This window comes from Blautia liquoris (genome assembly GCF_015159595.1).
GTDB lineage: Bacteria > Bacillota > Clostridia > Lachnospirales > Lachnospiraceae > Novisyntrophococcus > Novisyntrophococcus liquoris.
Map to the genome: position 1 here is coordinate 2,997,463 of NZ_CP063304.1, position 23,794 is coordinate 3,021,256.

Consider the following 23,794-nt stretch of genomic DNA (forward strand, 5'->3'; position numbering starts at 1 on the left):
AGGAACTTACGTCAAGTCCCGACATATCAGTCTTGTCGTATATTGGAAGCAACAATTACTATTTCTTCTTTGGGGCTGAATGTAGCTAATTCAATCCCTGTCAGCAGTTTCAGCTGTTCAAACTCCGTGACTGTAAAATCCATTACCCTGGCTCCTGCACAGATATAGATATCCGGCCGAAGGATCACTTCGCTTTGATAGACAGCCATATCCTCCCAGAGTGATTCCATCTGATTTTCTGCCTCATCCACAGTTGTTTTAACTGCCTTCGAATATCCCCTCTGGATTTTGATAAACCCTTTTTTGTCCAGAATACGAACTGGTGTCGGTTTTCCTTCTTCGATTTTGTTTTTGTCACCGAAAACATAAAAATATTGTGTCCGGCACATCAGCTTTGTATCATTTTCTTCGATTCTCATATCTTCAGCGGCAATGCTTACGGCTTCTTCAGTGCTGCATTCTTTTAGCAGGTCTGTCGTTTTAACCTCGGTGGAACCTGTCGCAATCGCCGTCACCTTTGATGTCTGAGAATCAATTTCTATGTGCACCTCAACACTTTCCTCTGTTGCACCACTTTCAATCGCCTTATCCATAGCTTCGTTTTTAATTGCACGAATATCATCTTTCGTAGGAGAAGGAATAATTCGTTCTACAACATCGCGCACCATAGACAACGCAACACCAATTGATGAAATAACCTCTGCATTTTCAGGAATTGAATATTTTACCCCCATTTTATTGGCAAAATATATGATCAGCGCAGCGGCTCCTCCCCCGACACCGACCAGTGAAATCTGATCTTTTTCCAGTTTATATTTATCTGCAAGTTCCAAAATAACAGGTTCGATTTTCGCATAAGAACGTTCCATGATCTGTGTAGCAATATCTTCCACTGTTGTCTCGCAGTAATCTGCCAGTGCCTGTATCGCAAGCCTTGCAGCATCAGCATTTCCGTAAGAATAATGTTCCGGTTTCACAAGCCCCAGCACATTCGCCGCACAGGAATTCGTGATTGTAATTCTTTCACCGTTTGTCAGACGAACAGCCACATAATCATCCGGATCGCCTGGCCGCGGACTAAAAAACTCTATCTTTGGATCTTGTATATCCTCCGTTTTCTGATAGACAGAATACTCAAGGCCCGCTATATGTGCTGATCTGGGACCGACATCAATTACGCCATTCTTTCCTGCACGGATCATACTGCCGCCGGCACATCCTAAAACTCTGACATCAAGACTGCTGATATAGGTTGAATGACCTCCCACAATCGAGTAGTCGATAGCCGGACGGCCGTTTTTGATGACACCAATATTCGTTGTGGTTCCTCCCACCTCAAAATAAACGCCATTTGATGCACGCAGATACATAAGGCTTCCCATCACGGATGCTGCAGGCCCCGAAAGCATAGTGAGTACGGGACGTTTTTTCATCTCATTGATCTCCATAACGCCGCCGTCACCACGCATAATCATAAGCGGTACAGAAACACCGGCTTCTTTTACCGCACCTTCTGTGGATACCGCAGTATCCAGCATCTTCGGAAGAATTGAGGCATTGATTGCAGCCGTCCTTGTCCTTCTGGTCAGTCCATAGAGCTTAGTTATATCAGATGCCATCGTCGTCGGAAGATCATCTTCTGCGCAGACACGATAGACCAGCTGTTCTGATGAATTATCATCCACTCCAAAGGCCATAGATGCCACGATTACCTGGGCCCCCTGCTTGATCAATTCCTGAACGCTGTTTTTCACGCTAGTCTCATTGACATCTTTCAATTTCAAAAAAGCATCCACGATCTTGATATTTTTTCCTCCTCCAAGATCAATGTCATCAAGATTGAGCTGACGCTTTGCCAAAAATCCCTCAAACCCTCCTTTTGCCATACCTAATACCCCGACTACGGCCACGTCACCTTCTACCAAAGCATTCGTAGCCTGAGTCGTGCTGTGAGCCACAAAGATAACATCCGAAGGATCGATCGAATTCTCACGCAGACAGTTGATAAAACTCAAAACAACTCCTTCTGCCACACCTCTTTTGTCATCATGTGTCGTCTTTACGCTTGATTTTCCTATTATTTCATGTGTCTGGTTGTCCATGGCTACCGCCTTTGTATGAGTGCCACCGACATCAATCCCCATTCTGACTTTTCTTCCCATGTTTATATTGTCTCCTTTGCTGGTCGTGTAAAAATGAAAAAGGGAGCAGACGCAGATGCTCACATCTGTAAAGTCCGCCCCCTGTTAATTATACATTTTGCTGTGTTGATCTATCGTATCTTACTTATCCAAACATGAAATAGGCCACGATACAAAGAATCGCACCTGTGATCCATCCTGTCAGGATCGAATATCTCATAAACTCTTTTGAGCTGACCTTGGAATACCCAAGCCCCCAGGCTACCCATGACTGCGTAATGTCAAGATGCTGAGGAACAATTGTAGTGACTGCAAACAGCGGATATAACAATGTGACAGGAAGGCTTGTAACAGAAAGTACAACTGCCGCAATTGCCGTTCCAGACCCCACAAGATTTGTCGGTCCTCTGAAAAAGCCAAGAGGAACGATGACTGCAAAGAGTAACGCAAGGGCAAGTGCCGACGTCGGGAATATATTTCCGATAACAGCCTTAAAATACGGTGAAGCATAGGTTGCCGCGTTGTTAAACATCGCCAGTGTGAGAAGGAATCCCACCATAGGTGCCACATCTACTGCACCATCTGAGAACTGCTTTGCGAGCATTCTGCAGACTTCGGAAAACCCGCCTTTAAATTTTCCGCACACAATCAATGCGTAAAGTGCGGATAGGATGAATGCCAAAATAACGGGACAGTCGAAGATGACCACGAGTAATACAGGCAGAATAACCGATATCCATGAAATCGCAGGTGCATTTTCTTTCGTCTGTTTTGGTGCAGCAGCAGCCCAGTTGTGACGAATCTTTTGTTTACAGAGTGCCAGATTTGCCACAACCAGTACCACGATCAGAGCAGTAATCATCATGATAACAGCGAATTTGAAATATTGCTGATAAGAATAATCCGTGAGAAATGCTTTATTCAGCCCCCCAAGAATTCCCTGATACTGTTTGAAGTTTGTGACGTTAATACAGATACCTGCCATGATCGAACCCATGAACGCAAAGAGCGCAATCGCAGAGGGAATCCCCAGTGCCTGCAGAATTGGCATTACAATAACTGCAATAGAGATTACAGGTCCAATACCTGTCATCGATGTAAAACAGAGTGAAGAAACAACGCATAATAGAATCATCGTAATACGGGGTCTGTCACCGCCAAGTTCCACAACCTTTCTGATTAATGTTGCGGCAATTCCTGTATCCATAAGTACTCGCCCAAAGAATGCACCGAAGAATATATTTACGAGAATTGATTTCGCATAATCCTCAGGCCCGGTTTGATACACATACGCCAAAACGTCAATAATTGTCTGCCGGACTTGCTTTCCTTCCACCTCTTTTATCATAACTGGATTTGGAACAATTGCATTGCCAATTAATGACAGTATTGTCCATACCGTAGCCATGACAAAGAATCCGACCATCAGATTGCGGCCTTTTACGCTGTAGTAAACCATGCCTATGAAGGTAGCAATCATAAGAATACCAATAATAACTTCTGTCATAACCTTCTCCTTTTTCTTTTATCATTACTAACATGTTAGTTTCTTAACTGAAATGCTATCATCCAAATAATAGAAAGTCAATGCTATTGTACTGAATTGCTTTTTTTTGGCATATTATACGAAATCTCATGATACAATTTGTATAATATTAAGATACCAGGGTCAAAAGGTCATGCTTTTCATTTACCGGATATATCTGTCACATCCAGATCGCCGTCTGCGATTGCCTGTACCTGCGACCAGATCTGTTCATCAACCTGAACGCCTTCCTTCATACTCCTCTCCCGTGTCTGCATGGTTCGTTCTCCAGGACAAGTCACTTGTGTGCCTTCCCTGGCAGGATGCGAACAATCTGCGGCAGCAACTCTTTCATTGAGCATACTCTGTACCTCCTCCTTCGATCCGAATAGACAGGGATCATAAGCGATAAAGATCTGACAGCAGCCAGTACAGCTGCCTCTTTTCTCTTCGTCCAGATCAAAGCCACTCTTTCCATTTGCCATAAGTGCCGCTGCCATATCAAGCACAATCGCCATACTGCTTCCCTTCCAATATCCAGTGGGAAGAATTCTTCTGCTCTCTTCAATCGCACCCGGATCAGATGTTAAATTTCCTTCTTTATCAAACCCTCCCGGATAAGGCAGTTCTTTTCCCGCAAGGCGGTATACACCAAGTTTACCATATGCATACTGGCTCATAGCCATGTCCAGCACAATTGGTCCGTCTTCTCTTGGAATAGCCATACAAAAGGGATTATTTCCGACACCCGGTTCATCGCTTCCCCACATGGGCATGCAGCTTTCGGTATTGGTCCAGTTAATTCCCATATATCCCGCCTCGGCCATTCTCCAAGCATAGGTGCCGCCCCGCATCCAGTGCGTTGTGTTTTTCAAAGCCACTACACCAATTCCGTGAATTTTGGCAAGTTCCACAGCTCTGTCGGAACACTGAATCGCATTCACGATTCCTATCCCCAGATGTCCGTCATAATTTTCTACCGCTCCTTTCGCCGAGACGAGCTCAAGTTCTGCCTTCGGATTCACCCATCCCTTGTTAATATACTCTACAAAACGTGGTACGCGATTGAGCCCGTGACTTTCAACTCCATCAGCACTTGACTTAGCATGTACCGCTGCACAGATTTTGGCATTTTCTTCGCTGAGTCCTGCATTTTTCAAAGCTTTTTTGATTATCTCTTCTAAATTATCATATCCAATGCGCATATGAAACTCACCTTCCCTTTCCCTGATTCTGGCCGCTCTTTTCGCCTGCTGATTTTAACATTTCTCTGTATAATTTAACCGCTTCTGATGAAGAATATCCATACATCAGCAAAATATCCATCAAATAGGGAGAATACGAAGTTTGTGTTAGCTCTCTGGCGAATGACATCGCCGCAATCTCGCTTAGTGCTATTATCTTCGAATCATTATGAAAAGGTCCCAGCGACCACAGACGTACCTTTTCGTTTTGTGTAAAAATCTCATCCTGGTAAAGCTCTTCTACATGATGATATAGTTCATGTGCTAAAATCAGATCCGTGATCTTGAAGCCCTGAGATAACACATCGGTCACTTCCGGATTCTTTACGAAATTCTCTGCCTGAGTGACTACTTCCCTGTTAATCAAAATCTGGTCCGGCTCCTGATACTGTGCGAATATCATCTGATCGGAAGTATGCTCTGTTATATAAGATATATGCATTCCCATCGCCTTCGCGAGAAGTTTTGGTTCCTTTGTGTGGTGTTTTGCACAAATCAGATGGCTGTATCGACTTCCACACTCCAAAGCCTGTCTCATCCATGTTCTCTTCTGTTCATCGGTAAACCTGCTGTCCAACGGATCTCTGGAAAAAGCATATCGGTACCAGTCAGGCATCTCGATCTTTGACAGATTTCTAAGCATGCCTGCCAGCTCATGAACATTGCAGGAATTCACATCATTACTCATATCTATTTCTTCTCCGTAGATTTAATGGTATTTCTTTCCACCTGGTATTATTATACGATGTTGGGGTCAAAAGTAATTTGCCCCCTATGATACACGGATTACTTCGCACTTTGTGCTCACGTATCTTCGCTCCGCTCCGGTCGGTGCTAAACGAACATCCACTGGATGTTCAGCACCCTACAAACATTCGAAATACACCCTAATCGGGTTGCTTTCTCATGTTTGTTCGGGTCCCAAGGTCATGCTTTTTCATGCAAGCATGAAACGCAGGACCTTTTGACCCTGGTATCATTATACAGGATATTGTTCTTTTTTTGAACCATCACAGCCAGTGACCTACTCCCACCACTTAAATCTCATGATTTTGAAGTGAGGGCTTCCTGTTCAATAGCCCCAACGGGCTAAGTATCTGCAGGCTATCCCCGTGTGCCCCACGGTTTTTGCCCGGTTACGGGCTTTTTTTCGGTGAAGTTATGCACATAATATTTTTCTTCCCTCTTCACGGATATTGATTGCCGCGTTGACATCCCTGTCCATCCGGTTTCCACAACGACACTCATAAATCCGCTCCGATAATTTTAGTTCTTTTTTTACTGCTCCACATTTACAGCATGTCTTACTTGATGGATAGAACCTATCTATTCTCACCAGCCTCTTTCCCTGATCCATCAGCTTGTATTCCAGCATTCCCAGAAACATTCCATATCCATTATCCATAACACTCTTCCCAAAGTGCAGACTCCGGCTCATGGTTTTCATGTTCAGATCTTCTACGCACACTGCATCATAACTGTCCGCCAATTTTCTGCTCAGCTTATGCTGAAAATCTTTTCTCTGATTTTTTACCTTTTCGTGACAGACAGCCACTTTTCGTCTCTGCTTTTCGTGATTTCTGCTTCCTTTTACACAGTGAGACAACTTTCTCTGCTCTTTGCACAATTTCTTTTCTGACTTCCGGTAATACATCGGGTACTCTGCCCGGCTTCCGTCTGAAAACACCGCCATACCGCTCATGGCAAAGTCCATTCCCAACATCTTTTCTACCGCCTCTTTCTCCTCACTTATTTGGCTCTCATAGGTATAGAGAAGACTGGCATAATATTTTCCGGACGGTTCCTGAGTGACCGTCACCGATTTCAATTGATATTCTTTCGGTATCTGTCGGTGCTGTACCAGTTTTACATGAGACATTTTCGGAAGCTTCAGCTTTCCTTCTTCCAGTTTGATATTTCCATTTACTACATTCGTCGTATAACTTGCACGGCTTCTGTGTTTTGATTTGAACTTTGGAAAACCACTCTGCGGATTTCTAAAAAAGTTCTGATATGCCCTTTCCAGATGAAGCTGCACATTGGCTAGTGCCAGTGAATCCACCTCTTTCAGCCACGGATACTGTTTTTTATAAAAAGCCGGCGTATTCTTCAACCGCTTTTTACTTTTTTGATATTCTTTCATCTTATCTTCCAACATCACGTTGTATAGAAACCGGCAGCATCCAAAGGTTCTTGCAAACTGTTCTCCCTGCTCTTTATTTGGATAGATACGAAATTTTATGGCTTTGTTCATGCTTTTTCACCCTGACTTTCAATATAAGCCCGTATGGTTTCGATTGGTGCTCCTCCTGCACTGAGCAGACAAAAACTCTGGCTCCAGAATGCTTCTTTCCAAAGTTTCTCTCGAATCTGTGGATATTCTTTCTTAATTAACCGACTGCTTGCACTCTTATAGGCATTGATAAATTTGCTGAGTTCGCTTTTCGGCTGAGCCCGGAACATCACATGAACATGATCTCTGTCATGATTCCATTCTTCCAAGGTAATTCCATACTTGGGTGCAATATAAGAAAAAATCTCCTCCGCCCTTTTAGAACTATCATCATCAATCACTTTTCTCCTGTATTTTACGACCATAATCAGATGGTAATACAGGAGGAATACTGAATGTGCATTATTGTCCAATTTATTCACATCTATCATCTCTTTTCTCTTATCGACTGATGATAGCATAACACATTTTTGTCATAAGAACAAGTGTTCTCTCCATGTTTTAGAAAAAGTTTTGGAGGATACAGTGCAAAAAGCAACGATCCCTATACTGGTCGCTGTATATAATCTTTTCCAAAGATTTGGACATTATGGCAATTCATCCCGCCACCTGAAGAGGAAGGGGAATTCTTGCTAATTTATGTTAAATATCGTTTTCAACCTGAAATTTGTAAATAAATGTTCCTTTTTACTGCATCAAACCTTTCATTGTAAATTTTACAATTTTGTTACATCTTTTTGTTACATCTTTTCACAAAAAGTGATATACTAACAGGAGAAAACGATTCAAACGGGGCGGTTTTCTATCACAGTAATAGAGTCCGCGCAAAAAGGTTATACTTTTTAAGGTACGTAACTTTCAGACTTGCAAAATATAAACTTTCGATTTCTAACAGGAGACTTCATATATGTACAACAATCATCGAAAAGACAGAACGGACCGAAAAAAAGAGCTGAGAAGACATTGCGGTATTGTATTATTCACGCTGACGCTCGCCTTAGGTGCGGCTTTTCTTTACTTCACCGCTAATTCTTCCCAAGATACACAGCGTATCAAATCAGAAAATAAAGTAATAAATGAAAATAAAGAAGCTTTAGAAAAAGAAGAAGAGCAAAAAGAGGCAGAAACCGTAGAGGCGAATGCTGTCGCTTTGTCCATGTGGAATCATATTCTTGTCAACCCCTGGAACAAACTGCCGGAGAATTTCACAGTAGATCTACAGCAGTTAGATGACGGGCAGGCTATCGACAAAAGAGCCTATCCCGATTTACAGGCAATGATGGATGATGCACATGCACAGGGTCTGTCACCTATGATCTGCTCTTCCTACCGTGCACCGGAAAAGCAGGAGTATCTGTTTGACGATAAAATCAGACGCTGTGAGGAGCAGGGATATTCAAAAGATGAGGCTTGCAAGGTGGCGGCAACCTGGGTAGCGCTGCCAGGCACCAGTGAGCACCAAACCGGACTTGCTCTTGATATTGTCTCTTCAAACAATCAGACACTGGAAAAAGAGCAGGAGAATACCCCTGAGCAGCAATGGCTCATAAATAATTCCTATAAATATGGCTTTATTCTTCGTTATCCGTCCGATAAATCCAATATCACAGGTATCAGCTATGAGCCCTGGCACTATCGTTATGTGGGCCGGGAAGCAGCAAAGATTATCCATGACAGGGGAATCTGTCTGGAGGAGTACCTTGATTCTCTAAAATCGGTTTCAAAGCAAAATTAATCATTGTATATCCTCATACTTTAAAAGATGGAGGGATATCAGAATCCGAAACCGAATTTCCGGATTCTGAAGATCCAGTCCACTTATTTTTTGTATTCGTTCGATTCTGTACAAAAGCGTACTTCTGTGTATATACAGCTTTTCTGACGCATGTGCAATATTCATATTGGATTCCAGATATATCTTAAGAGTGTGCAGTAATTCCGATCTATGGGTATCATCATATGCCATCAGTTTTGTCAGACCTTCCGGGCAGAACATTCTTGCCGGATATCCTTTCATTCCTTTGATCAAAACATACGCTGCAACATAGTCTTCAAATTTATAGCACCAGAACATCGGATCGGCCTTTTGTCCAACCTCCAGAGCTATATTTGATTGCTCATAGTATTCTCTGATCTGAAAGAAGTCATCGGAAACCCTGCTGATTCCAGCCTTGAAAACACCTTCTCTTAAAAATATAATAAAAGAAGAATAAAACTTCTGGAGCTGTGTGTCCATCTTTGTTGTGTTTACAAGCATCAGAATACTTTCTTCATAAAGGAAGGCAAAAGAATAGGGAAATTGTATCTCCAGCTTATGACAAGTCACCTCGCCGGAACTGATCTTGAAGTCTCTTTCATCCATTTTGATCCGGATGCAGATATATCTGTCATGTCTTTTCCAGTCATATCCATTCAAACGATAAGAAAGTGAATGCTCATCTACAATCTTATCGTCAAGAAGTTTTATAAATATGGATTCAAGAATCCTGCTTTCCTGATCATTCCGATCATTATCCCATTTTAAACTGCAGCGAATATATTCAGCCAGATTCTTCGCCATCTCCTGATCTGTCATAGTAAACTTCCTGTTTGTCTCACTGATGCAAAGACGTCCTACATATTGATCTCCCTCCCATAAATTTATGTACATGACACGCTCTGGAGAGAAATCATCATCATACATCTGAACGCCTCTGGTTGACATCGTGTCTTTGAATTTTTTCTCATATTTAAAGTTATTGATTGTCTCCATCGACAGAACCTTTTTACCTGTATCTTTATCATCTTCCCAGATTACTTCACTGTGCTTTTCATTTGCGGAGCCCAAAAGGAAAAGATTTCTGTCATACACATGGATCATATTATAAAATATGTGGCCACTAAGTTTACATAACATTTCTATCTCTGTATGGTTCATTAGTGCTTTATGAAGCTTTTCTTCCCAATCCTGATAATAGAGGAAAAGGCCCTGCACTTTGTTACATACAATAGGAATGGAGTCATCCTCTGAAATATATAGGATCTTCTGGCTTTTTTGACGTTTTATATAGTCTGTTCCGGTCTTTTCTCTCATAGTACAGATGCCATAAAAACCATTTCCTTTCTCAACTTCTTCTTTCATATCATTTAGACAGCCCACATAAAGAAGGTCTTGCTCTTTCAGTTGTTCTACCCCATGATAATAAATTACTCCTTTCAAATGGGGGAACTCTTCCGTTCCACTCCACTGGATCCAACTGTAATTTTTCTCCAGAAATTCATATAAAACCATCATACTCAAGCGCATATGTAATACCCTCCTTCTCTTTCCTATAAAGTATAGGAATCGCTATATAAAAAGTCAACGACTCTACAGGATTTTTTTCCACTGTTACTTAATTTATAATGGAATTAATGATAACTATTGACTCTAGTTCAAAATACAAAACTTCCTACAAAGTAAAGAGTTTTGTAAAAAGGAGAAGCTTATGACAGCGAGAAAAATGGAAGAATCAAATCAAGAAATATATCAGAAACGTCTCGAACGTGTGGAGAATGCTATCCAGCTTAAGGAAAGTGACTGTGTCCCAATCGCCCCTATATACGGTGCGCTTCCATATGCAATGGAAGGTGCTGCCTATAAGGACAGTATGTATAACTATGACCGGGCAAGTGACGCACTGATTAAATTTTATCAGGACTTCGAGCCGGATGCTGCCACTCACACTGCCTTTACCAGCGGGAGAGCGAACGAACTGGCCGGATCCACAATGATCGACTGGCCTGGCCGCCCGGGCACCAGAGTCCCTGACTTCTCAACTCATCAGGTAATTGAACAAGAATACATGTCTCAGGAAGAATATCCAGAATTCATAGGTGACTTTACGGGTTTCATGCTCCGTAAATATATTCCACGCGCTTTTCCGGCATTAAAAGGGTTAGAGGATATCCATTTCGTTCCTTCTATCGTTTTGAGCACTAATCCTCTTGCTTCTCTCTACTCCCCTGAAGCCCAAGAGGCTTTCTCACTCCTGAAACAGATTGGAGAAGAGGATAAAAAAGCCACTGACGCGTCTATGGCCGTTACAGGTAAATTGATCGAAATGGGCTATCCCCCATTTATAACCGGTGCCGGGGAAGCACCCTTCGATATCTTAGGTGACTACTACCGGGGAACCCTTGGCGCTCTTTCCGATCAGTTAGAATGTCCTGATGAGATTGAGGCTGCCTGCGATATGTTGGCAGACATACAGATTGAGTCTTTCTCTTACCTGAAGACCGCAGATTTACCGGTGAAACGTATTTTCTTCCCTCTTCATAAGGGAATGGATGGTTTTATGAATCCGCTGCAATACGAAAAGCTTTACTGGAAACCTCTAAGGAAAGTGATAATGGCTCTGATTGATATGGGAGTCACCCCACATATTTATACAGAAGGAAAATACAATACACGGATAGAAACACTTGCAGATGTCCCAAAAGGCAAAGTGATTTATCATTTTGAGACTGCAGATATGGCAAAGGCAAAAAAAATTCTAGGTGATATTGCCTGCATCAGCGGAAATCTCCCCATTCAGCTTTTAGAGTTCGGCACAAAACAGCAAGTGATTGATTACTGCAAGGAATTAATTGACACCTGTGCACCCGGCGGTGGATACATCTTTGACACAAATGGCTGTATCGACAACGCCAAAAGAGAAAATCTAGAGGCTATGTTTGATACTGTTAAAACATACGGAAAGAAATAATCTGCTCTAAGAGGATAAAACGAAGCTGCTGTTGGTGATTTTGATCATTCGCAGCAGCTCTGTTCTTCTTTAAAAAATCTCCGGCAATTCCAACTCAATTGGATAGTGATCGGACAAATATATTCCGTCCGCCACATCGTCCCAGACTTTTACCTGACCCTCTTTCAGTGAAGTGCTCACAAAAATATAGTCAATCTTCTCCAGTTTTTTCACTTTTCCATAGTCATGAAAACTTTGTTGAATACTGGCTGTGGCATCCGAAAGATCCGGTTCGGCAAATATGTTACTCAACTCATCGCTGTCCGGAAATGCATTGAAATCTCCTGTGATAACTACCGGAACATTCTTATAGATTTCTTCTGCTCTCATGTCTGCCAGAATCTGATCAATTCCTTTTTCCCTTGCTTTTACGCCTACGTGATCCAGATGTGTGTTGTAGAACCTATATTTTTCACCTGAAAGATAATCATAAAATACGGCTTTCGTACAGATCCTCGGGCACTCACTCTGATCTTCATAGCATGACCCCGGAACTCTCGGTGTCGGAGACAGCCAGAAGAAATCAAGATACAGCAGATTGATTCTTGACTTTTTGTATGCGATGGAAGTCTCCTCCCCGTCAAGTTTGTCTCCCCTTCCGCATCCAACGATAGTATACTCTGTAAGTTCTTTTTTCAGCCATGCAGCAACGTGGGGCAGAACTTCCTGAAAACAGATGATATCTGGTTTTTCATCCCGAATTTTTTTGACAATAAGATCTCTCCTGTATTGAAAGCTGTTCGCATCGTCCTGTCCGTAATCGCATCGAATGTTAAAGGTTACTACCTTCATGAAAACTACCTCCCAATCTTATCTTTGAAAAAATCAATGATAATGTCCCATACTTCCTGTTGAAAGAAGTGAAGATCCGCGTGATCTGCATCTTCTATTGCAACCAGCCGGACATCTGCCCCCTGTTTCTCCAACTCATCGTGCAGTGACTCGCCCTGTGAAAAAGGAACCGTGTGATCGCAAAGTCCGTGCAAAATCAAAAAAGGCGGCGCCAGTTTTGTCACATATTTCACCGGGCACGCATCCCAGATTTTCTGTTCAAAATCAGGAGTGCCAGATCCGCCTACCAACATGGCTTCCGGCGTCAGTGCCATCTTTGTCTGATCCTCTTTCGATATCAACCGGATATCTGCCGGCGGATACCACGGGCATACAGCCTGAACGGCACTGGAATGCTCCAGATAATCACCCCTGTCATACTTCTTATCATCCCCGGTCAGGCCTGCAAGAGCAGCCAGATGTCCGCCGGCGGACTCCCCCATAACACCAAAACGATAAATGTCGATACAGTACCTGTCTGCATGCGCTTTCAGATACCGGATACCCGCTTTGACATCTTCAAGCTGTCCTGGAAATTCCACTTCATTACTGGTGCGATACTGAACACTTGCGACTGCAAAACCACTTCTGGCCAGTTCACTTAAATATGCCAGATGTGCACTTCGCTCCATCAGTTTCCATGCCCCGCCGCAGATCCATACGATACAGGGACTTTTTTTATCCTTTTGTTCCGGATAGATAATATCCATCTTCAGATCTTTTGTCGTGTGCCCAAACCAGTCCGGAACCTGTGCAAAAGTCACATTCGTATCGACCACGTACTGAGGGGCACGCACATTTACATGAATTGTCTCTCTCATCTTTTACCACCTCCCTATACAGTTGCTGTTTTAAACATGAGTTACCAATCAGGATGCTTTCTCATGTTTGTTCGGGTCCTAAGGTCATGCTTTTTCATGCAAGCATGAAACGCAGGACCTTTTGACCCTAGTATCATATTAATCAGTAATATTAACTATTGCAATAGCTAAATTCATATGTTATTTTCAAGGCATCCATAATCAACATTTCGTATTTGATAACTTCGTTTTCTTTTTAACAATTAGGTTACTTTCGTCTGCAAATCAGGTCATTGTTTTTCTCTGAAAATATTTTATAATCATTTTAAAATAAGAAAGGAGTAATAAAAGTGGCAGAGAGAATTGTATTAAATGAGATTTCGTATCATGGAAGTGGTGCAATTGCGGAGATAGTGGGCGAAGTGAAGGGCCGTGGTTTCGAAAAAGGTTTCGTATGCTCGGATCCGGATCTTGTAAAGTTCAATGTGACTTCTAAGGTCACCGATCTTCTGGAGAAGGAAAGCCTTCCCTATGAATTATATTCAAATATCAAACCAAACCCGACCATTGAAAATGTTCAGGCCGGAGTCAAAGCTTTCCAGGCAGCAGCGGCTGACTATATCATCGCAATTGGCGGAGGTTCCTCTATGGATACCGCTAAGGCCATAGGAATTATCATCAACAATCCGGAGTTTTCGGATGTGAGAAGTCTGGAGGGCAATGCCCCTACCAGCAAACCGGCAATTCCAATTATTGCGGTTCCAACGACAGCCGGTACAGCCGCAGAGGTTACCATCAATTATGTCATCACCGATGTCGAAAAGAAACGCAAATTCGTCTGTGTTGACACCCATGATATCCCAGTAGTAGCTGTTGTAGATCCTGATATGATGAGCAGCATGCCGAAAGGCCTTACCGCTGCCACCGGAATGGATGCACTCACCCATGCAATCGAAGGCTATATTACAAAAGCTGCATGGGAAATGACGGATATGTTTCACTTAAAAGCAATCGAAATCATCTCCAACTCTTTAAGAGGCGCCGTAGACAATACTCCGGAAGGCAGAGAAGGCATGGCCCTTGCTCAATACATCGCTGGAATGGGTTTCTCCAATGTCGGTCTCGGTATCGTCCACTCGATGGCTCATGCACTTGGTGCAGTCTATGACACACCTCACGGCGTTGCAAATGCGATCCTGCTCCCGACCGTGATGGAATTTAACGCAGACGCAACCAAAGACAAGTTCAAATATATTGCAAAAGCTATGGGCGTCAAAGACACGGACCAGATGAGTGTTGACGAATACCGAAAAGCTGCCGTTGATGCAGTACGCCAGCTTTCTCTTGATGTTGGAATCCCTCAGGATCTGAAAGAGATCGTAAAGGAAGAAGATATCAGATTCTTATCCGAGAGTGCTGTGGCGGATGCCTGCGCACCAGGAAATCCGAAAGATTTCACTCTTTTGGACATTGAAGGATTGTACAGGAAACTGTTATAATCATAAACCCGCTACAGGTTAATAATGAATTTACGATAAAGATATGTCTGGCATGATTATTACTGCTTATGTCAGGCATATTCTTCTTTTCTATATAAAAGAAGCTGCGCTTTTCATCCTTTTCTTACTCTGTCTTTGTCAGTGCTTCTACATCCTCTTTAAATGGAAACAGCGTACAGCCGCCATCATGCTTATCGACTTCAGCGGCACTGATTTTCCTGACTTCACGGAAGAACAGGGATTTCAATACCTCTACAATAGACTGTTCCTTCACGTTCAGTTCCGAATACGGAGAAAATGGGCAGGGCTCCGCTCCTCCGCTTGCGTTAATATGGAAGAAACCTCTCCCGGCTGCCAGACAGCCACCCATCGACTCCTCGTCTCCCGGAAATGACAACATAATGATGCCTTTATTTTTTTTATTGCTTCGAAGAGCATTGATCCGCATTCTCAAGTCTTCCTGATCATCCTCGTCCAACACCAGATATTCTGTTCCTTTCTCGGCCGGAACATATTCCACGTAAAAGATAAGCCCACACCCCTGTTCTCTTAAGGCTGTTGTATATTTTTGATCGGTAACTTCATCCTTGTTTTCGCTGGTGACCGTAATTGACATACCAAACAGAATACCTCTTTTCTTCAGTTTTAAAATCACCTGAGTGACTTTTTCGGCAATTCCTTCTCCGCGCCTTCTATCCGTCTCGACTGCATTACCTTCAATGCTTAGTACCGGAACCAGATTTCTGTGACTGTCGAACAATTCAATATATTCATCATTGATCATCGTTCCATTCGTAAAGATCGGGAATACCATATTCTCGCACTGCCCTGCCAATTTGATGACGTCTTTCCGTATCAGAGGCTCTCCTCCCGCAAGCAGGATAAATGAAATGCCAAGTTTGTCTGCTTCTGCAAATACCTTGCTCCAGTCTTTTTTGTCCATTATCTCCACTCGTCTGTCACTGCAGTTTCCATTCGCCCTCGCGTAACACCCGGCACAATGCAGATTGCAATTGTTCGTAATGCTCGAAATTAAAAAAGGTGGAATATGTACTCCCTCCTTCTCATAATCATCTCTTATCTTTGCATGTTCTCTAAGAGATGATACCAAATGGTGCAGGAAAACCTGGCCCTTAAAATTACCCATATAAAAACGCGCGGCCGTTTCAACGATATTCTTGATTCCGTTTTCCATAAAAGTATTTAGACTTTTCATTTATTAAGATTCCTCCCGCTCTCTGACTTATCTATCCATTATTTTCTGCCACTTCACGAAACTGATCATTACAAATGCCGATTGTATTTCAGTTTCATTCATGATATGATTTTAATATAAAATCAATAAATTGCAAGTACGCAGTATAATAATATTTAGTATGGAAAACCATACTAATAGAAAGAAGGGTTTTTTTGGACAAACCAGCAAAAAAAATTACAGGTTCTGAACTGACGGAAGCTCAATGTCCCCTCCGATACCTCTTAAAACTTCTCGGGGGGAAATGGAAATTGCCTATCATCTGTGTTCTGGTTGGTGATAAGCCTCTAAGATACAGTACAATCAAGAGAAGGCTTGGGGACATCACGAACATGATGCTTTCCCAGTCATTGCGGGAACTGGAAGAGGCGGATCTTGTTATTCGAAAACAGTTCAATGAGGTACCACCACATGTCGAGTATTCTCTTTCCAACAAAGGAAGAAGTATTCTCCCCGCACTAAGCAATGTCATCAATTGGGCCGTCAACAACATGGAACTTGATATTGGATGTGGCCCCAACTGTGAGAACTGTGTAAGCCAGCTCTGACAAAAAACGCCGTATAGAGATATCATGCTTCATTACTCCATACGACGTTTTTTTCTTCTCTCTAAGCCTATCATACTATCATACTGCGGATTACTTAGTGTTTTTGTTTCTTATAGAAGTGGATCAAGTGGGGTATCCAATGGTTCATACTCTGTGAAGACATAGCGTTCTTTCAGACCGAATGTCGTCACCTCGAATATAACGCTTCCCTCTTCGCTGTCCAGTTTCTTGTAAGTAGAAGCAGGATCAATCTGGCTTTTCAGGTATTCATCGACATTTTCTGTCTCAATATCTTTCGTCTGACTGCTTGTGGATTCTCCGGTCTCTTTGTCATACATTTCATGAAGTAATTCATATCTTTTCATAGACATTTCTCCTGTTCATAATAGTCTGCATTAAATTGTTTCTATTTTAATATTATATCGCAATTTTCTATAAATGTCATGTATCCTTCGAAATTTTTTGAATATAAATGTTTTACTTTTAATCTTGAAAATATAAAAAAAGACTGCGGTACTTATATTTTGCACCACAGTCCTTATTACCATACATGATACTGCCATTGTTCACACGATATGACCCTGATATCATCATTCTTTTTCTTCGTACTGCACCATTTCCTGATTGACACAGTCTTCACAAGATCTCATAGCCAGAATGGTCTTCTCAAACAAATCGCTCAAATCCCATCCGAGATTCTCCGCCCCCTGACGGATGACGTCTCTGGAGCATCCTGCCGCAAACTTTTTATCTTTGAACTTCTTCTTTACACTCTTGACTTCCATATCAGAAACGCTCTTTGAAGGGCGCATCAATGCCGCTGCGCCGATCAGACCGGTCAGTTCATCTGCCGCATATAAGATTTTCTCCATCTCATGCTCTGGTTTCACATCTGAACAGATTTCATAGCCATGGGAGCAGATTGCATGGATCATATCTTCTCCGACACCGCCGCTCCTCAAAAGTTCAGGTGCCTTCTGACAGTGTTCTTCTGGATACATTTCAAAGTCAATGTCGTGAAGCAACCCCACTGTCGCCCAGTAGTCCGCTTCATCTTTATAGCCAAGTTCGTCGGCATACCAGCGCATCGTTCCCTCCACCGTCAGAGCATGGCGAATGTGAAACGGCTCTTTGTTGTATTTTTTTAAAAGTTCTAAAGCTTCTTCTCTTGTGATTTTACTCTCCATGATTGTACCGCCTTTCCAAGATTGCTCTTATCTGATAAGTTCTTTATCCCTGCAGCCCTCTGGCCTGTCTGTCCATGTCCTCAATTACAATGTCATATATCTCTCCAATACTGCTGCAATACGCTAAGACTTTCCAAGGCTCATTCGTGTGAAAATGTATCTTAATCAGTTCATCATCTCCGACCGCAAGCAGACAATCTCCCTTAAAATTCTCCGTAAAATAATCCCTGATTACATCTTCATCGAGATTCTCGCCCTCGATTAAAAGCTGTGTGTCGTACTTAAATTCCAACATATGAAATATCCCTCTCTCACTATTTTCTCCGCTGATATTAACTATGATTTTTTATTATACTGCATTGGGAGCCAGTTGTAAAATTCTTTATGGAATATCCGCCGAAAGTCATATTTTTATCCTCTGCTAAAGTTTAAATTTAGTTTCTGATGGCTCTCATTTTTTCATTAACTAAATTAGATAATATCTTTTTTTCGCTGTCAGGAATCCACTCTCGTAATCGTGCTGCGGCAACTGGCAATATCCATTTTTCAATATCTGACTCCGTAAATACTGAATGCTTTAAATACTCACGATAGTATATTTTTCCAACATGTCTTTGGAACAGACGAACCAGTTTTCTGACAAGATATGTACCATTGGGTAATTCACCATAGTTAAGAATCAGATATGTTCTGGCAATGTCTGCACAAGGGTTACCAACACATGCCGTCATCCAATCAATTATAATTGGTTCTTTCCCCTGTATCATAATATTTCCGGGATGAAAATCAAAATGGCATAGTACCTCACCATCTGGCAATTCTTTCAGATATTGAGTCAGGAACTCCTTTTGCTCATATGAAAGCGCTTCAACTGCTTCTATATCACACCTCAACTTATTTTTTACAGAAAACTCTTCATTTACTTTAACTTTCTTCTGATGGATTGACATATGAAGCAGCGCAAGGGTGCGAGAATAATGATTAATCTTACCAATAGACTTTATAATTATCTTTATTAGATCTATCCCATAAATTCTATCGTAAATAATCCCATAGCGATTATTCTCTGTTATAAAATCATAAGCTTTGGGTACATTCTCAACGTAAGTTTGTATAAATACCGCCTTTTCATATTCAAGTGCAGCAACTTCTTTGGGAATTTCTTTTCGAAATAACTTTATAATTTTATCTTCCCCATATTTATATATTTCAGCAGTATTTCCCTGACCTATCATTTTCAAATTATGTATATCCATGTTTTATTTTTATTCCCCTCTAAATTCAGATTTACAATACTACTCTCCTCAGACATCACCTGTTTATTACATCGTTTTTAGCTTCTTTCAATTTCCGAATCCTGACCTTTTCTCAAATATAAAAGGCCTCTGGTGACCTACTCCCACCACTTAAATCTCATGATTTTGAAGTGAGGGCTTCCTGTTCAATAGCCCCAACGGGCTAAGTATCTGCAGGCTATCCCCGTGTGCCCCACGGTTTTTGCCCGGTTACGGGCTTTTTTTCGGTGAAGTTATGCACATAATATTTTTCTTCCCTCTTCACGGATATTGATTGCCGCGTTGACATCCCTGTCCATCCGGTTTCCACAACGGCACTCATAAATCCGCTCCGATAATTTTAGTTCTTTTTTTACTGCTCCACATTTACAGCATGTCTTACTTGATGGACAGAACCTATCTATTCTCACCAGCCTCTTTCCCTGATCCATCAGCTTGTATTCCAGCATTCCCAGAAACATTCCATATCCATTATCCATAACACTCTTCCCAAAGTGCAGACTCCGGCTCATGGTTTTCATGTTCAGATCTTCTACGCACACTGCATCATAACTGTCCGCCAATTTTCTGCTCAGCTTATGCTGAAAATCTTTTCTCTGATTTTTTACCTTTTCGTGACAGACAGCCACTTTTCGTCTCTGCTTTTCGTGATTTCTGCTTCCTTTTACACAGTGAGACAACTTTCTCTGCTCTTTGCACAATTTCTTTTCTGACTTCCGGTAATACATCGGGTACTCTGCCCGGCTTCCGTCTGAAAACACCGCCATACCGCTCATGGCAAAGTCCATTCCCAACATCTTTTCTACCGCCTCTTTCTCCTCACTTATTTGGCTCTCATAGGTATAGAGAAGACTGGCATAATATTTTCCGGACGGTTCCTGAGTGACCGTCACCGATTTCAATTGATATTCTTTCGGTATCTGTCGGTGCTGTACCAGTTTTACATGAGACATTTTCGGAAGCTTCAGCTTTCCTTCTTCCAGTTTGATATTTCCATTTACTACATTCGTCGTATAACTTGCACGGCTTCTGTGTTTTGATTTGAACTTTGGAAAACCACTCTGCGGATTTCTAAAAAAGTTCTGATATGCCCTTTCCAGATGAAGCTGCACATTGGCTAGTGCCAGTGAATCCACCTCTTTCAGCCACGGATACTGTTTTTTATAAAAAGCCGGCGTATTCTTCAACCGCTTTTTACTTTTTTGATATTCTTTCATCTTATCTTCCAACATCACGTTGTATAGAAACCGGCAGCATCCAAAGGTTCTTGCAAACTGTTCTCCCTGCTCTTTATTTGGATAGATACGAAATTTTATGGCTTTGTTCATGCTTTTTCACCCTGACTTTCAATATAAGCCCGTATGGTTTCGATTGGTGCTCCTCCTGCACTGAGCAGACAAAAACTCTGGCTCCAGAATGCTTCTTTCCAAAGTTTCTCTCGAATCTGTGGATATTCTTTCTTAATTAACCGACTGCTTGCACTCTTATAGGCATTGATAAATTTGCTGAGTTCGCTTTTCGGCTGAGCCCGGAACATCACATGAACATGATCTCTGTCATGATTCCATTCTTCCAAGGTAATTCCATACTTGGGTGCAATATAAGAAAAAATCTCCTCCGCCCTTTTAGAACTATCATCATCAATCACTTTTCTCCTGTATTTTACGACCATAATCAGATGGTAATACAGGAGGAATACTGAATGTGCATTATTGTCCAATTTATTCACATTGATCATCTCTTTTCTCTTATCGACTGATGATAGCATAACACATTTTTGTCATAAGAACAAGTGTTCTCTCCATGTTTTAGAAAAAGTTTTGGAGGATACAGTGCAAAAAGCAACGATCCCTATACTGGTCGCTGTATATAATCTTTTCCAAAGATTTGGACATTATGGCAATTCATCCCGCCACCTGAAGAGGAAGGGGAATTCTTGCTAATTTATGTTAAATCCAAGATAATCATTCGTTTTTACTGCATCACCAAATGACAACTGTAGAAAAATGAATATGCGAAAGTATGCAAAAAGGAGTTGTCACTAATTGCTTAATGCGACAGCCCCCTTTTTAAGGATCGGATTTTTTTATTTATCCTCCGCAATAGAAATTTCTTTCAGCTTGCCCTTTGGTTTTTTACTCTGCTCTTCCATGGCAAGCCGCGGTAATTTTCCGTATGCATAATCTCCGGGATCCATGTTGATTTCCTTATATATCTCCTTATGCACATGGGTATAAGGCTCCGCCATCGTATAGGGTGGAAAATTAAATGCTTCTGTAAACTCTGTGACTGAGTTAACCAACACGTATTCCGTGTCTCCCATTCCATTATAAACGGCGGCATTCAGCTGGGCCCATTGACTGAGCTTTGCCATGCTGGAGCAGTTTGTAAAGCGTTCCGTATTCGGTTCTCCGAAACCATACTCTGAAGCGGCAGAACCCGGAACGGCAGTCACCGCTTCCGCAGCCTCAATGCAGGCCATATCCACGGCAACAGGATCACGGGATGCAAATACTCCGAGATTGGGAGTGAGCGCTTTGTCATGGAAGTTTCCGCAGTCACACCCTGGTGTGATATCCATGGCATAGTTCAGGAAAATCATCTTCTCCTTTCCAATCGCATGTATAAATCCACAGGCTGCATCTGTGATTCCGGCAGGCCAGCTCGGAACCAGTTCCGGTGGGAAATTATACACGCCCTGGAAGAGGTAAGCAAAGCAGAAGCCGCACTGGCGGCATTTTTCGCTGTCACGTGTCAGTGTCTCTCCATCATAAGCAAATGCTTCACAAGGGCAGTTATCTACCATGCGTTCAATCAGATTGGGACTTGGTGCCTGTGCATGTTTTTTTACAGCATCCTGATTAATCTGCCACGTCTTAATTCCAATTTCCGGATGTGTGATATTGTGTATGGCATATTTCCCTCTGGCAGATGCCATACCGATTCCCACATTTTTCATGGCACCTCCAAAGACGCCCATAGCATGCCCTTTAAAATGGCTGACCACGATGACCACATCAAAATCCAGCAGCTTCTTCGCCAGGTATGCATATTTTAAGTATACGCCGTTCGGAACTTCTACTTTGACATCTTCCGTACCATAGTCACCATCGCAGATAATGATTGGACATCCCATGGTTTCTTCTGTAAAGCCGTGGGCTGCCGCCACCCGAAGATGGTCTTCTCTGGAGATACGTGAAACACTCTCTCCATATGCGGCAACGCAGGTTTCCACTATAGCAGGCTTTCCGCCCAGACGCTTCACCTCATCCGCTACCGCACTTACCCAATGGGGACGCAGATTCAGGGCATTGCCCCACTCTCCCATATGCGTCTTGATGGCAACCCGGTCACCCGGCTTGATCATTCCGGCAAGTCCCGCGTCTTTCAGCACCTTAACTCCTTTAAAAGGAATACTGTCCATCATAGAGCCCGCACGATCATTGAGATAATACACTTTTGAAGACATGAAATCGACCTCTCTTTCTGCATATTCTATATGCAATCTGAAAATGACTCCCGCAATGACAGTTCATCCGGAAGATTGCTTCCGATAAGCACCACCGTACTCTTTCGTTCCTCTCCATCTTCCCAGAGACAATCAGCCTTTGAATGAAAGGACTTGCGGACAGCCTGGAACTCATATCGCCAGTCATCCCCAGCAAAGCAGAAAAAGCCTTTGCTCCGAAGAATCTTATTTCCCTCCTCTTCGAACAGACGATTGAGCCACTTGTTAACCTTTTCCTTATCCATCGGACGTGTTTCACTCAGAACAATTGTATGTATTTCCTGCATCGGTTTTCGTTCCTTTCCAATCTTCAGGTCCTTAAGCTGCGAATACAGTGAAATATTCAGAACATTCTTAAGCGGAACTCTCCCATAGCTGCTGCGATAAATCTCTGCCATTCCATTAAGCTCTTTAATGCGTTCCTCGAGCCTGGAAAGTTGTTCCTCATCTGCCAGATCCACTTTGTTGAGGACAATTGCATCAGCAAAAACCACCTGCTGCCTTGCCACTTCAAACTCTTCCAGATTAAGCAGTCCATATTCGGCATCTACCACTGCGATATAACCATTCAGCCGATAGTGCACAGGCATATGTCCCACCAGAAACAAGTGCACCAGACTTTCCGGCATATCCAGACCGCTGCACTCCATAAGCAGCCGGTCAAATGGCTGCGCCGCATCGCTATACAATTTATGAAGGTAATCATAAAGTACCAGCTGTGGATCGTCATGGACTGTCACACCGGGAAATACATGTATATGACCGGTAACATTTTTGAGCAGCTTATCATCAATGGATACCGCCCCATACTCCCTTACGATAACATCTGTGCGTTCTTTTTTCTGCTCCTCTAAGATGTAATTGAGAAATGTGGTTTTCCCTGCTCCCAAAAATCCCCCGATTACATTGACGCCGACAGGTTTACTGTGATAATGTGTCATACTTCCTCCCCGGATATCTTA

The 23,794-nt window shown here is 42.4% G+C and carries 22 protein-coding genes; 4 read left to right on the forward strand and 18 right to left on the reverse strand.

Going from position 1 to position 23,794, the window contains the following annotated elements; all coding sequences use genetic code 11:
* Positions 1 to 26: 26 nt before the first annotated feature.
* The 6 genes from INP51_RS13500 to tnpA (INP51_RS13525) all read right to left on the reverse strand — a co-directional run bounded on the left by INP51_RS13500 (position 27) and on the right by tnpA (INP51_RS13525) (position 7,574).
* Positions 27 to 2,162, reverse strand: coding sequence for a hydantoinase/oxoprolinase family protein (locus tag INP51_RS13500; RefSeq protein ID WP_193735335.1), 2,136 nt, complete (start codon positions 2,160 to 2,162; stop codon positions 27 to 29).
* Positions 2,163 to 2,286: 124 nt separating this feature from the next.
* Positions 2,287 to 3,648 carry a citrate transporter gene (locus INP51_RS13505; protein ID WP_193735336.1) on the reverse strand — a complete coding sequence of 454 codons (1,362 nt, stop codon included), beginning with the start codon at positions 3,646 to 3,648 and terminating at the stop codon, positions 2,287 to 2,289.
* Positions 3,649 to 3,827: 179 nt separating this feature from the next.
* Positions 3,828 to 4,871, reverse strand: a complete 1,044-nt coding sequence (gene yiaK / locus INP51_RS13510) for a 3-dehydro-L-gulonate 2-dehydrogenase (RefSeq protein ID WP_193735337.1) — start codon at positions 4,869 to 4,871, stop codon at positions 3,828 to 3,830.
* Between the two features lie 7 nt (positions 4,872 to 4,878).
* Entirely contained in the window at positions 4,879 to 5,598 is a 720-nt protein-coding gene (locus INP51_RS13515; RefSeq protein ID WP_193735338.1) for a hypothetical protein, read from the reverse strand.
* A 471-nt stretch (positions 5,599 to 6,069) separates the two neighbouring features.
* A complete protein-coding gene (locus INP51_RS13520) occupies positions 6,070 to 7,164 on the reverse strand; it encodes an RNA-guided endonuclease TnpB family protein (RefSeq protein ID WP_193734945.1) in 1,095 nt (364 codons plus the stop codon).
* Positions 7,161 to 7,574: an IS200/IS605 family transposase gene (gene tnpA, locus INP51_RS13525; RefSeq protein WP_193737381.1), complete on the reverse strand. Its 414-nt coding sequence runs from the start codon at positions 7,572 to 7,574 to the stop codon at positions 7,161 to 7,163. The genes INP51_RS13520 and tnpA (INP51_RS13525) overlap by 4 nt, the downstream gene beginning before the upstream one ends.
* 476 nt (positions 7,575 to 8,050) lie before the next feature.
* Here tnpA (INP51_RS13525) and INP51_RS13530 point away from each other — a divergent pair, with 476 nt between their 5' ends.
* Entirely contained in the window at positions 8,051 to 8,878 is an 828-nt protein-coding gene (locus INP51_RS13530; RefSeq protein ID WP_207736881.1) for a M15 family metallopeptidase, read from the forward strand.
* Here INP51_RS13530 and INP51_RS13535 read toward each other — a convergent pair whose 3' ends face one another.
* Positions 8,879 to 10,429: a PucR family transcriptional regulator gene (locus tag INP51_RS13535; protein ID WP_193735339.1), complete on the reverse strand. Its 1,551-nt coding sequence runs from the start codon at positions 10,427 to 10,429 to the stop codon at positions 8,879 to 8,881.
* A gap of 181 nt (positions 10,430 to 10,610) precedes the next feature.
* Between INP51_RS13535 and INP51_RS13540 the strand changes: the two genes are divergently transcribed.
* Positions 10,611 to 11,870 (forward strand): uroporphyrinogen decarboxylase family protein, encoded by a 1,260-nt coding sequence (locus INP51_RS13540; RefSeq protein WP_193735340.1) that lies wholly within the window; start codon positions 10,611 to 10,613, stop codon positions 11,868 to 11,870.
* 69 nt (positions 11,871 to 11,939) lie between these two features.
* Here INP51_RS13540 and INP51_RS13545 read toward each other — a convergent pair whose 3' ends face one another.
* Together INP51_RS13545 and INP51_RS13550 are read right to left on the reverse strand one after the other, a co-directional pair.
* Entirely contained in the window at positions 11,940 to 12,701 is a 762-nt protein-coding gene (locus INP51_RS13545) for an endonuclease/exonuclease/phosphatase family protein (RefSeq protein WP_193735341.1), read from the reverse strand.
* Between the two features lie 5 nt (positions 12,702 to 12,706).
* Complete coding sequence (locus INP51_RS13550) at positions 12,707 to 13,561, reverse strand: alpha/beta hydrolase (protein WP_193735342.1); 855 nt, start codon at positions 13,559 to 13,561, stop codon at positions 12,707 to 12,709.
* A 329-nt stretch (positions 13,562 to 13,890) separates the two neighbouring features.
* Between INP51_RS13550 and fucO the strand changes: the two genes are divergently transcribed.
* Complete coding sequence (gene fucO, locus INP51_RS13555; protein WP_193735343.1) at positions 13,891 to 15,039, forward strand: lactaldehyde reductase; 1,149 nt, start codon at positions 13,891 to 13,893, stop codon at positions 15,037 to 15,039.
* Positions 15,040 to 15,163: 124 nt separating this feature from the next.
* On the opposite strand, the gene INP51_RS13560 is transcribed toward fucO, so the two are convergent.
* Positions 15,164 to 16,255 carry a radical SAM protein gene (locus INP51_RS13560; RefSeq protein ID WP_193735344.1) on the reverse strand — a complete coding sequence of 364 codons (1,092 nt, stop codon included), beginning with the start codon at positions 16,253 to 16,255 and terminating at the stop codon, positions 15,164 to 15,166.
* A gap of 194 nt (positions 16,256 to 16,449) precedes the next feature.
* Here INP51_RS13560 and INP51_RS13565 point away from each other — a divergent pair, with 194 nt between their 5' ends.
* Complete coding sequence (locus tag INP51_RS13565; RefSeq protein ID WP_193735345.1) at positions 16,450 to 16,842, forward strand: winged helix-turn-helix transcriptional regulator; 393 nt, start codon at positions 16,450 to 16,452, stop codon at positions 16,840 to 16,842.
* 110 nt (positions 16,843 to 16,952) lie between these two features.
* Here the strand turns inward: INP51_RS13565 and INP51_RS13570 are convergent, their stop codons facing one another.
* The 8 genes from INP51_RS13570 to INP51_RS13605 form a co-directional block, all read right to left on the reverse strand.
* Complete coding sequence (locus INP51_RS13570) at positions 16,953 to 17,207, reverse strand: acyl-ACP--UDP-N- acetylglucosamine O-acyltransferase (RefSeq protein ID WP_193735346.1); 255 nt, start codon at positions 17,205 to 17,207, stop codon at positions 16,953 to 16,955.
* A gap of 225 nt (positions 17,208 to 17,432) precedes the next feature.
* Positions 17,433 to 18,029 carry a hydrolase gene (locus tag INP51_RS13575; protein WP_193735347.1) on the reverse strand — a complete coding sequence of 199 codons (597 nt, stop codon included), beginning with the start codon at positions 18,027 to 18,029 and terminating at the stop codon, positions 17,433 to 17,435.
* A gap of 43 nt (positions 18,030 to 18,072) precedes the next feature.
* Entirely contained in the window at positions 18,073 to 18,324 is a 252-nt protein-coding gene (locus tag INP51_RS13580) for a kinase to dihydroxyacetone kinase (RefSeq protein WP_193735348.1), read from the reverse strand.
* Positions 18,325 to 18,463: 139 nt separating this feature from the next.
* Positions 18,464 to 19,285, reverse strand: coding sequence for an aminoglycoside phosphotransferase family protein (locus INP51_RS13585; protein ID WP_193735349.1), 822 nt, complete (start codon positions 19,283 to 19,285; stop codon positions 18,464 to 18,466).
* 272 nt (positions 19,286 to 19,557) lie between these two features.
* Complete coding sequence (locus tag INP51_RS13590; RefSeq protein ID WP_193735350.1) at positions 19,558 to 20,652, reverse strand: RNA-guided endonuclease TnpB family protein; 1,095 nt, start codon at positions 20,650 to 20,652, stop codon at positions 19,558 to 19,560.
* The gene (gene tnpA / locus INP51_RS13595) at positions 20,649 to 21,062 is read right to left on the reverse strand and encodes an IS200/IS605 family transposase (RefSeq protein ID WP_193737196.1); all 414 of its coding nucleotides are present in this window, start codon (positions 21,060 to 21,062) and stop codon (positions 20,649 to 20,651) included. Before tnpA (INP51_RS13595) ends, INP51_RS13590 begins: the two co-directional genes overlap by 4 nt.
* Before the next feature lie 348 nt (positions 21,063 to 21,410).
* The gene (locus INP51_RS13600; protein ID WP_193735351.1) at positions 21,411 to 22,793 is read right to left on the reverse strand and encodes a DUF362 domain-containing protein; all 1,383 of its coding nucleotides are present in this window, start codon (positions 22,791 to 22,793) and stop codon (positions 21,411 to 21,413) included.
* Between the two features lie 26 nt (positions 22,794 to 22,819).
* Entirely contained in the window at positions 22,820 to 23,773 is a 954-nt protein-coding gene (locus INP51_RS13605) for a CobW family GTP-binding protein (protein ID WP_193735352.1), read from the reverse strand.
* Between the last annotated feature and the right edge of the window lie 21 nt (positions 23,774 to 23,794).

Bases quoted from the DNA above. Each gene is read 5' to 3' on its own strand.
- INP51_RS13500 (WP_193735335.1), bottom strand. From the start codon at position 2,162: ATGGGAAGAAAAGTCAGAATGGGGATTGATGTCGGTGGCACTCATACA.
- INP51_RS13505 (WP_193735336.1), bottom strand. From the start codon at position 3,648: ATGACAGAAGTTATTATTGGTATTCTTATGATTGCTACCTTCATAGGC.
- yiaK (WP_193735337.1), bottom strand. From the start codon at position 4,871: ATGCGCATTGGATATGATAATTTAGAAGAGATAATCAAAAAAGCTTTG.
- INP51_RS13515 (WP_193735338.1), bottom strand. From the start codon at position 5,598: ATGAGTAATGATGTGAATTCCTGCAATGTTCATGAGCTGGCAGGCATG.
- INP51_RS13520 (WP_193734945.1), bottom strand. From the start codon at position 7,164: ATGAACAAAGCCATAAAATTTCGTATCTATCCAAATAAAGAGCAGGGA.
- tnpA (WP_193737381.1), bottom strand. From the start codon at position 7,574: ATGATAGATGTGAATAAATTGGACAATAATGCACATTCAGTATTCCTC.
- INP51_RS13530 (WP_207736881.1), top strand. From the start codon at position 8,051: ATGTACAACAATCATCGAAAAGACAGAACGGACCGAAAAAAAGAGCTG.
- INP51_RS13535 (WP_193735339.1), bottom strand. From the start codon at position 10,429: ATGCGCTTGAGTATGATGGTTTTATATGAATTTCTGGAGAAAAATTAC.
- INP51_RS13540 (WP_193735340.1), top strand. From the start codon at position 10,611: ATGACAGCGAGAAAAATGGAAGAATCAAATCAAGAAATATATCAGAAA.
- INP51_RS13545 (WP_193735341.1), bottom strand. From the start codon at position 12,701: ATGAAGGTAGTAACCTTTAACATTCGATGCGATTACGGACAGGACGAT.
- INP51_RS13550 (WP_193735342.1), bottom strand. From the start codon at position 13,561: ATGAGAGAGACAATTCATGTAAATGTGCGTGCCCCTCAGTACGTGGTC.
- INP51_RS13560 (WP_193735344.1), bottom strand. From the start codon at position 16,255: ATGAAAAGTCTAAATACTTTTATGGAAAACGGAATCAAGAATATCGTT.
- INP51_RS13570 (WP_193735346.1), bottom strand. From the start codon at position 17,207: ATGAAAAGATATGAATTACTTCATGAAATGTATGACAAAGAGACCGGA.
- INP51_RS13575 (WP_193735347.1), bottom strand. From the start codon at position 18,029: ATGGAGAGTAAAATCACAAGAGAAGAAGCTTTAGAACTTTTAAAAAAA.
- INP51_RS13580 (WP_193735348.1), bottom strand. From the start codon at position 18,324: ATGTTGGAATTTAAGTACGACACACAGCTTTTAATCGAGGGCGAGAAT.
- INP51_RS13585 (WP_193735349.1), bottom strand. From the start codon at position 19,285: ATGGATATACATAATTTGAAAATGATAGGTCAGGGAAATACTGCTGAA.
- INP51_RS13590 (WP_193735350.1), bottom strand. From the start codon at position 20,652: ATGAACAAAGCCATAAAATTTCGTATCTATCCAAATAAAGAGCAGGGA.
- tnpA (WP_193737196.1), bottom strand. From the start codon at position 21,062: ATGATCAATGTGAATAAATTGGACAATAATGCACATTCAGTATTCCTC.
- INP51_RS13600 (WP_193735351.1), bottom strand. From the start codon at position 22,793: ATGTCTTCAAAAGTGTATTATCTCAATGATCGTGCGGGCTCTATGATG.
- INP51_RS13605 (WP_193735352.1), bottom strand. From the start codon at position 23,773: ATGACACATTATCACAGTAAACCTGTCGGCGTCAATGTAATCGGGGGA.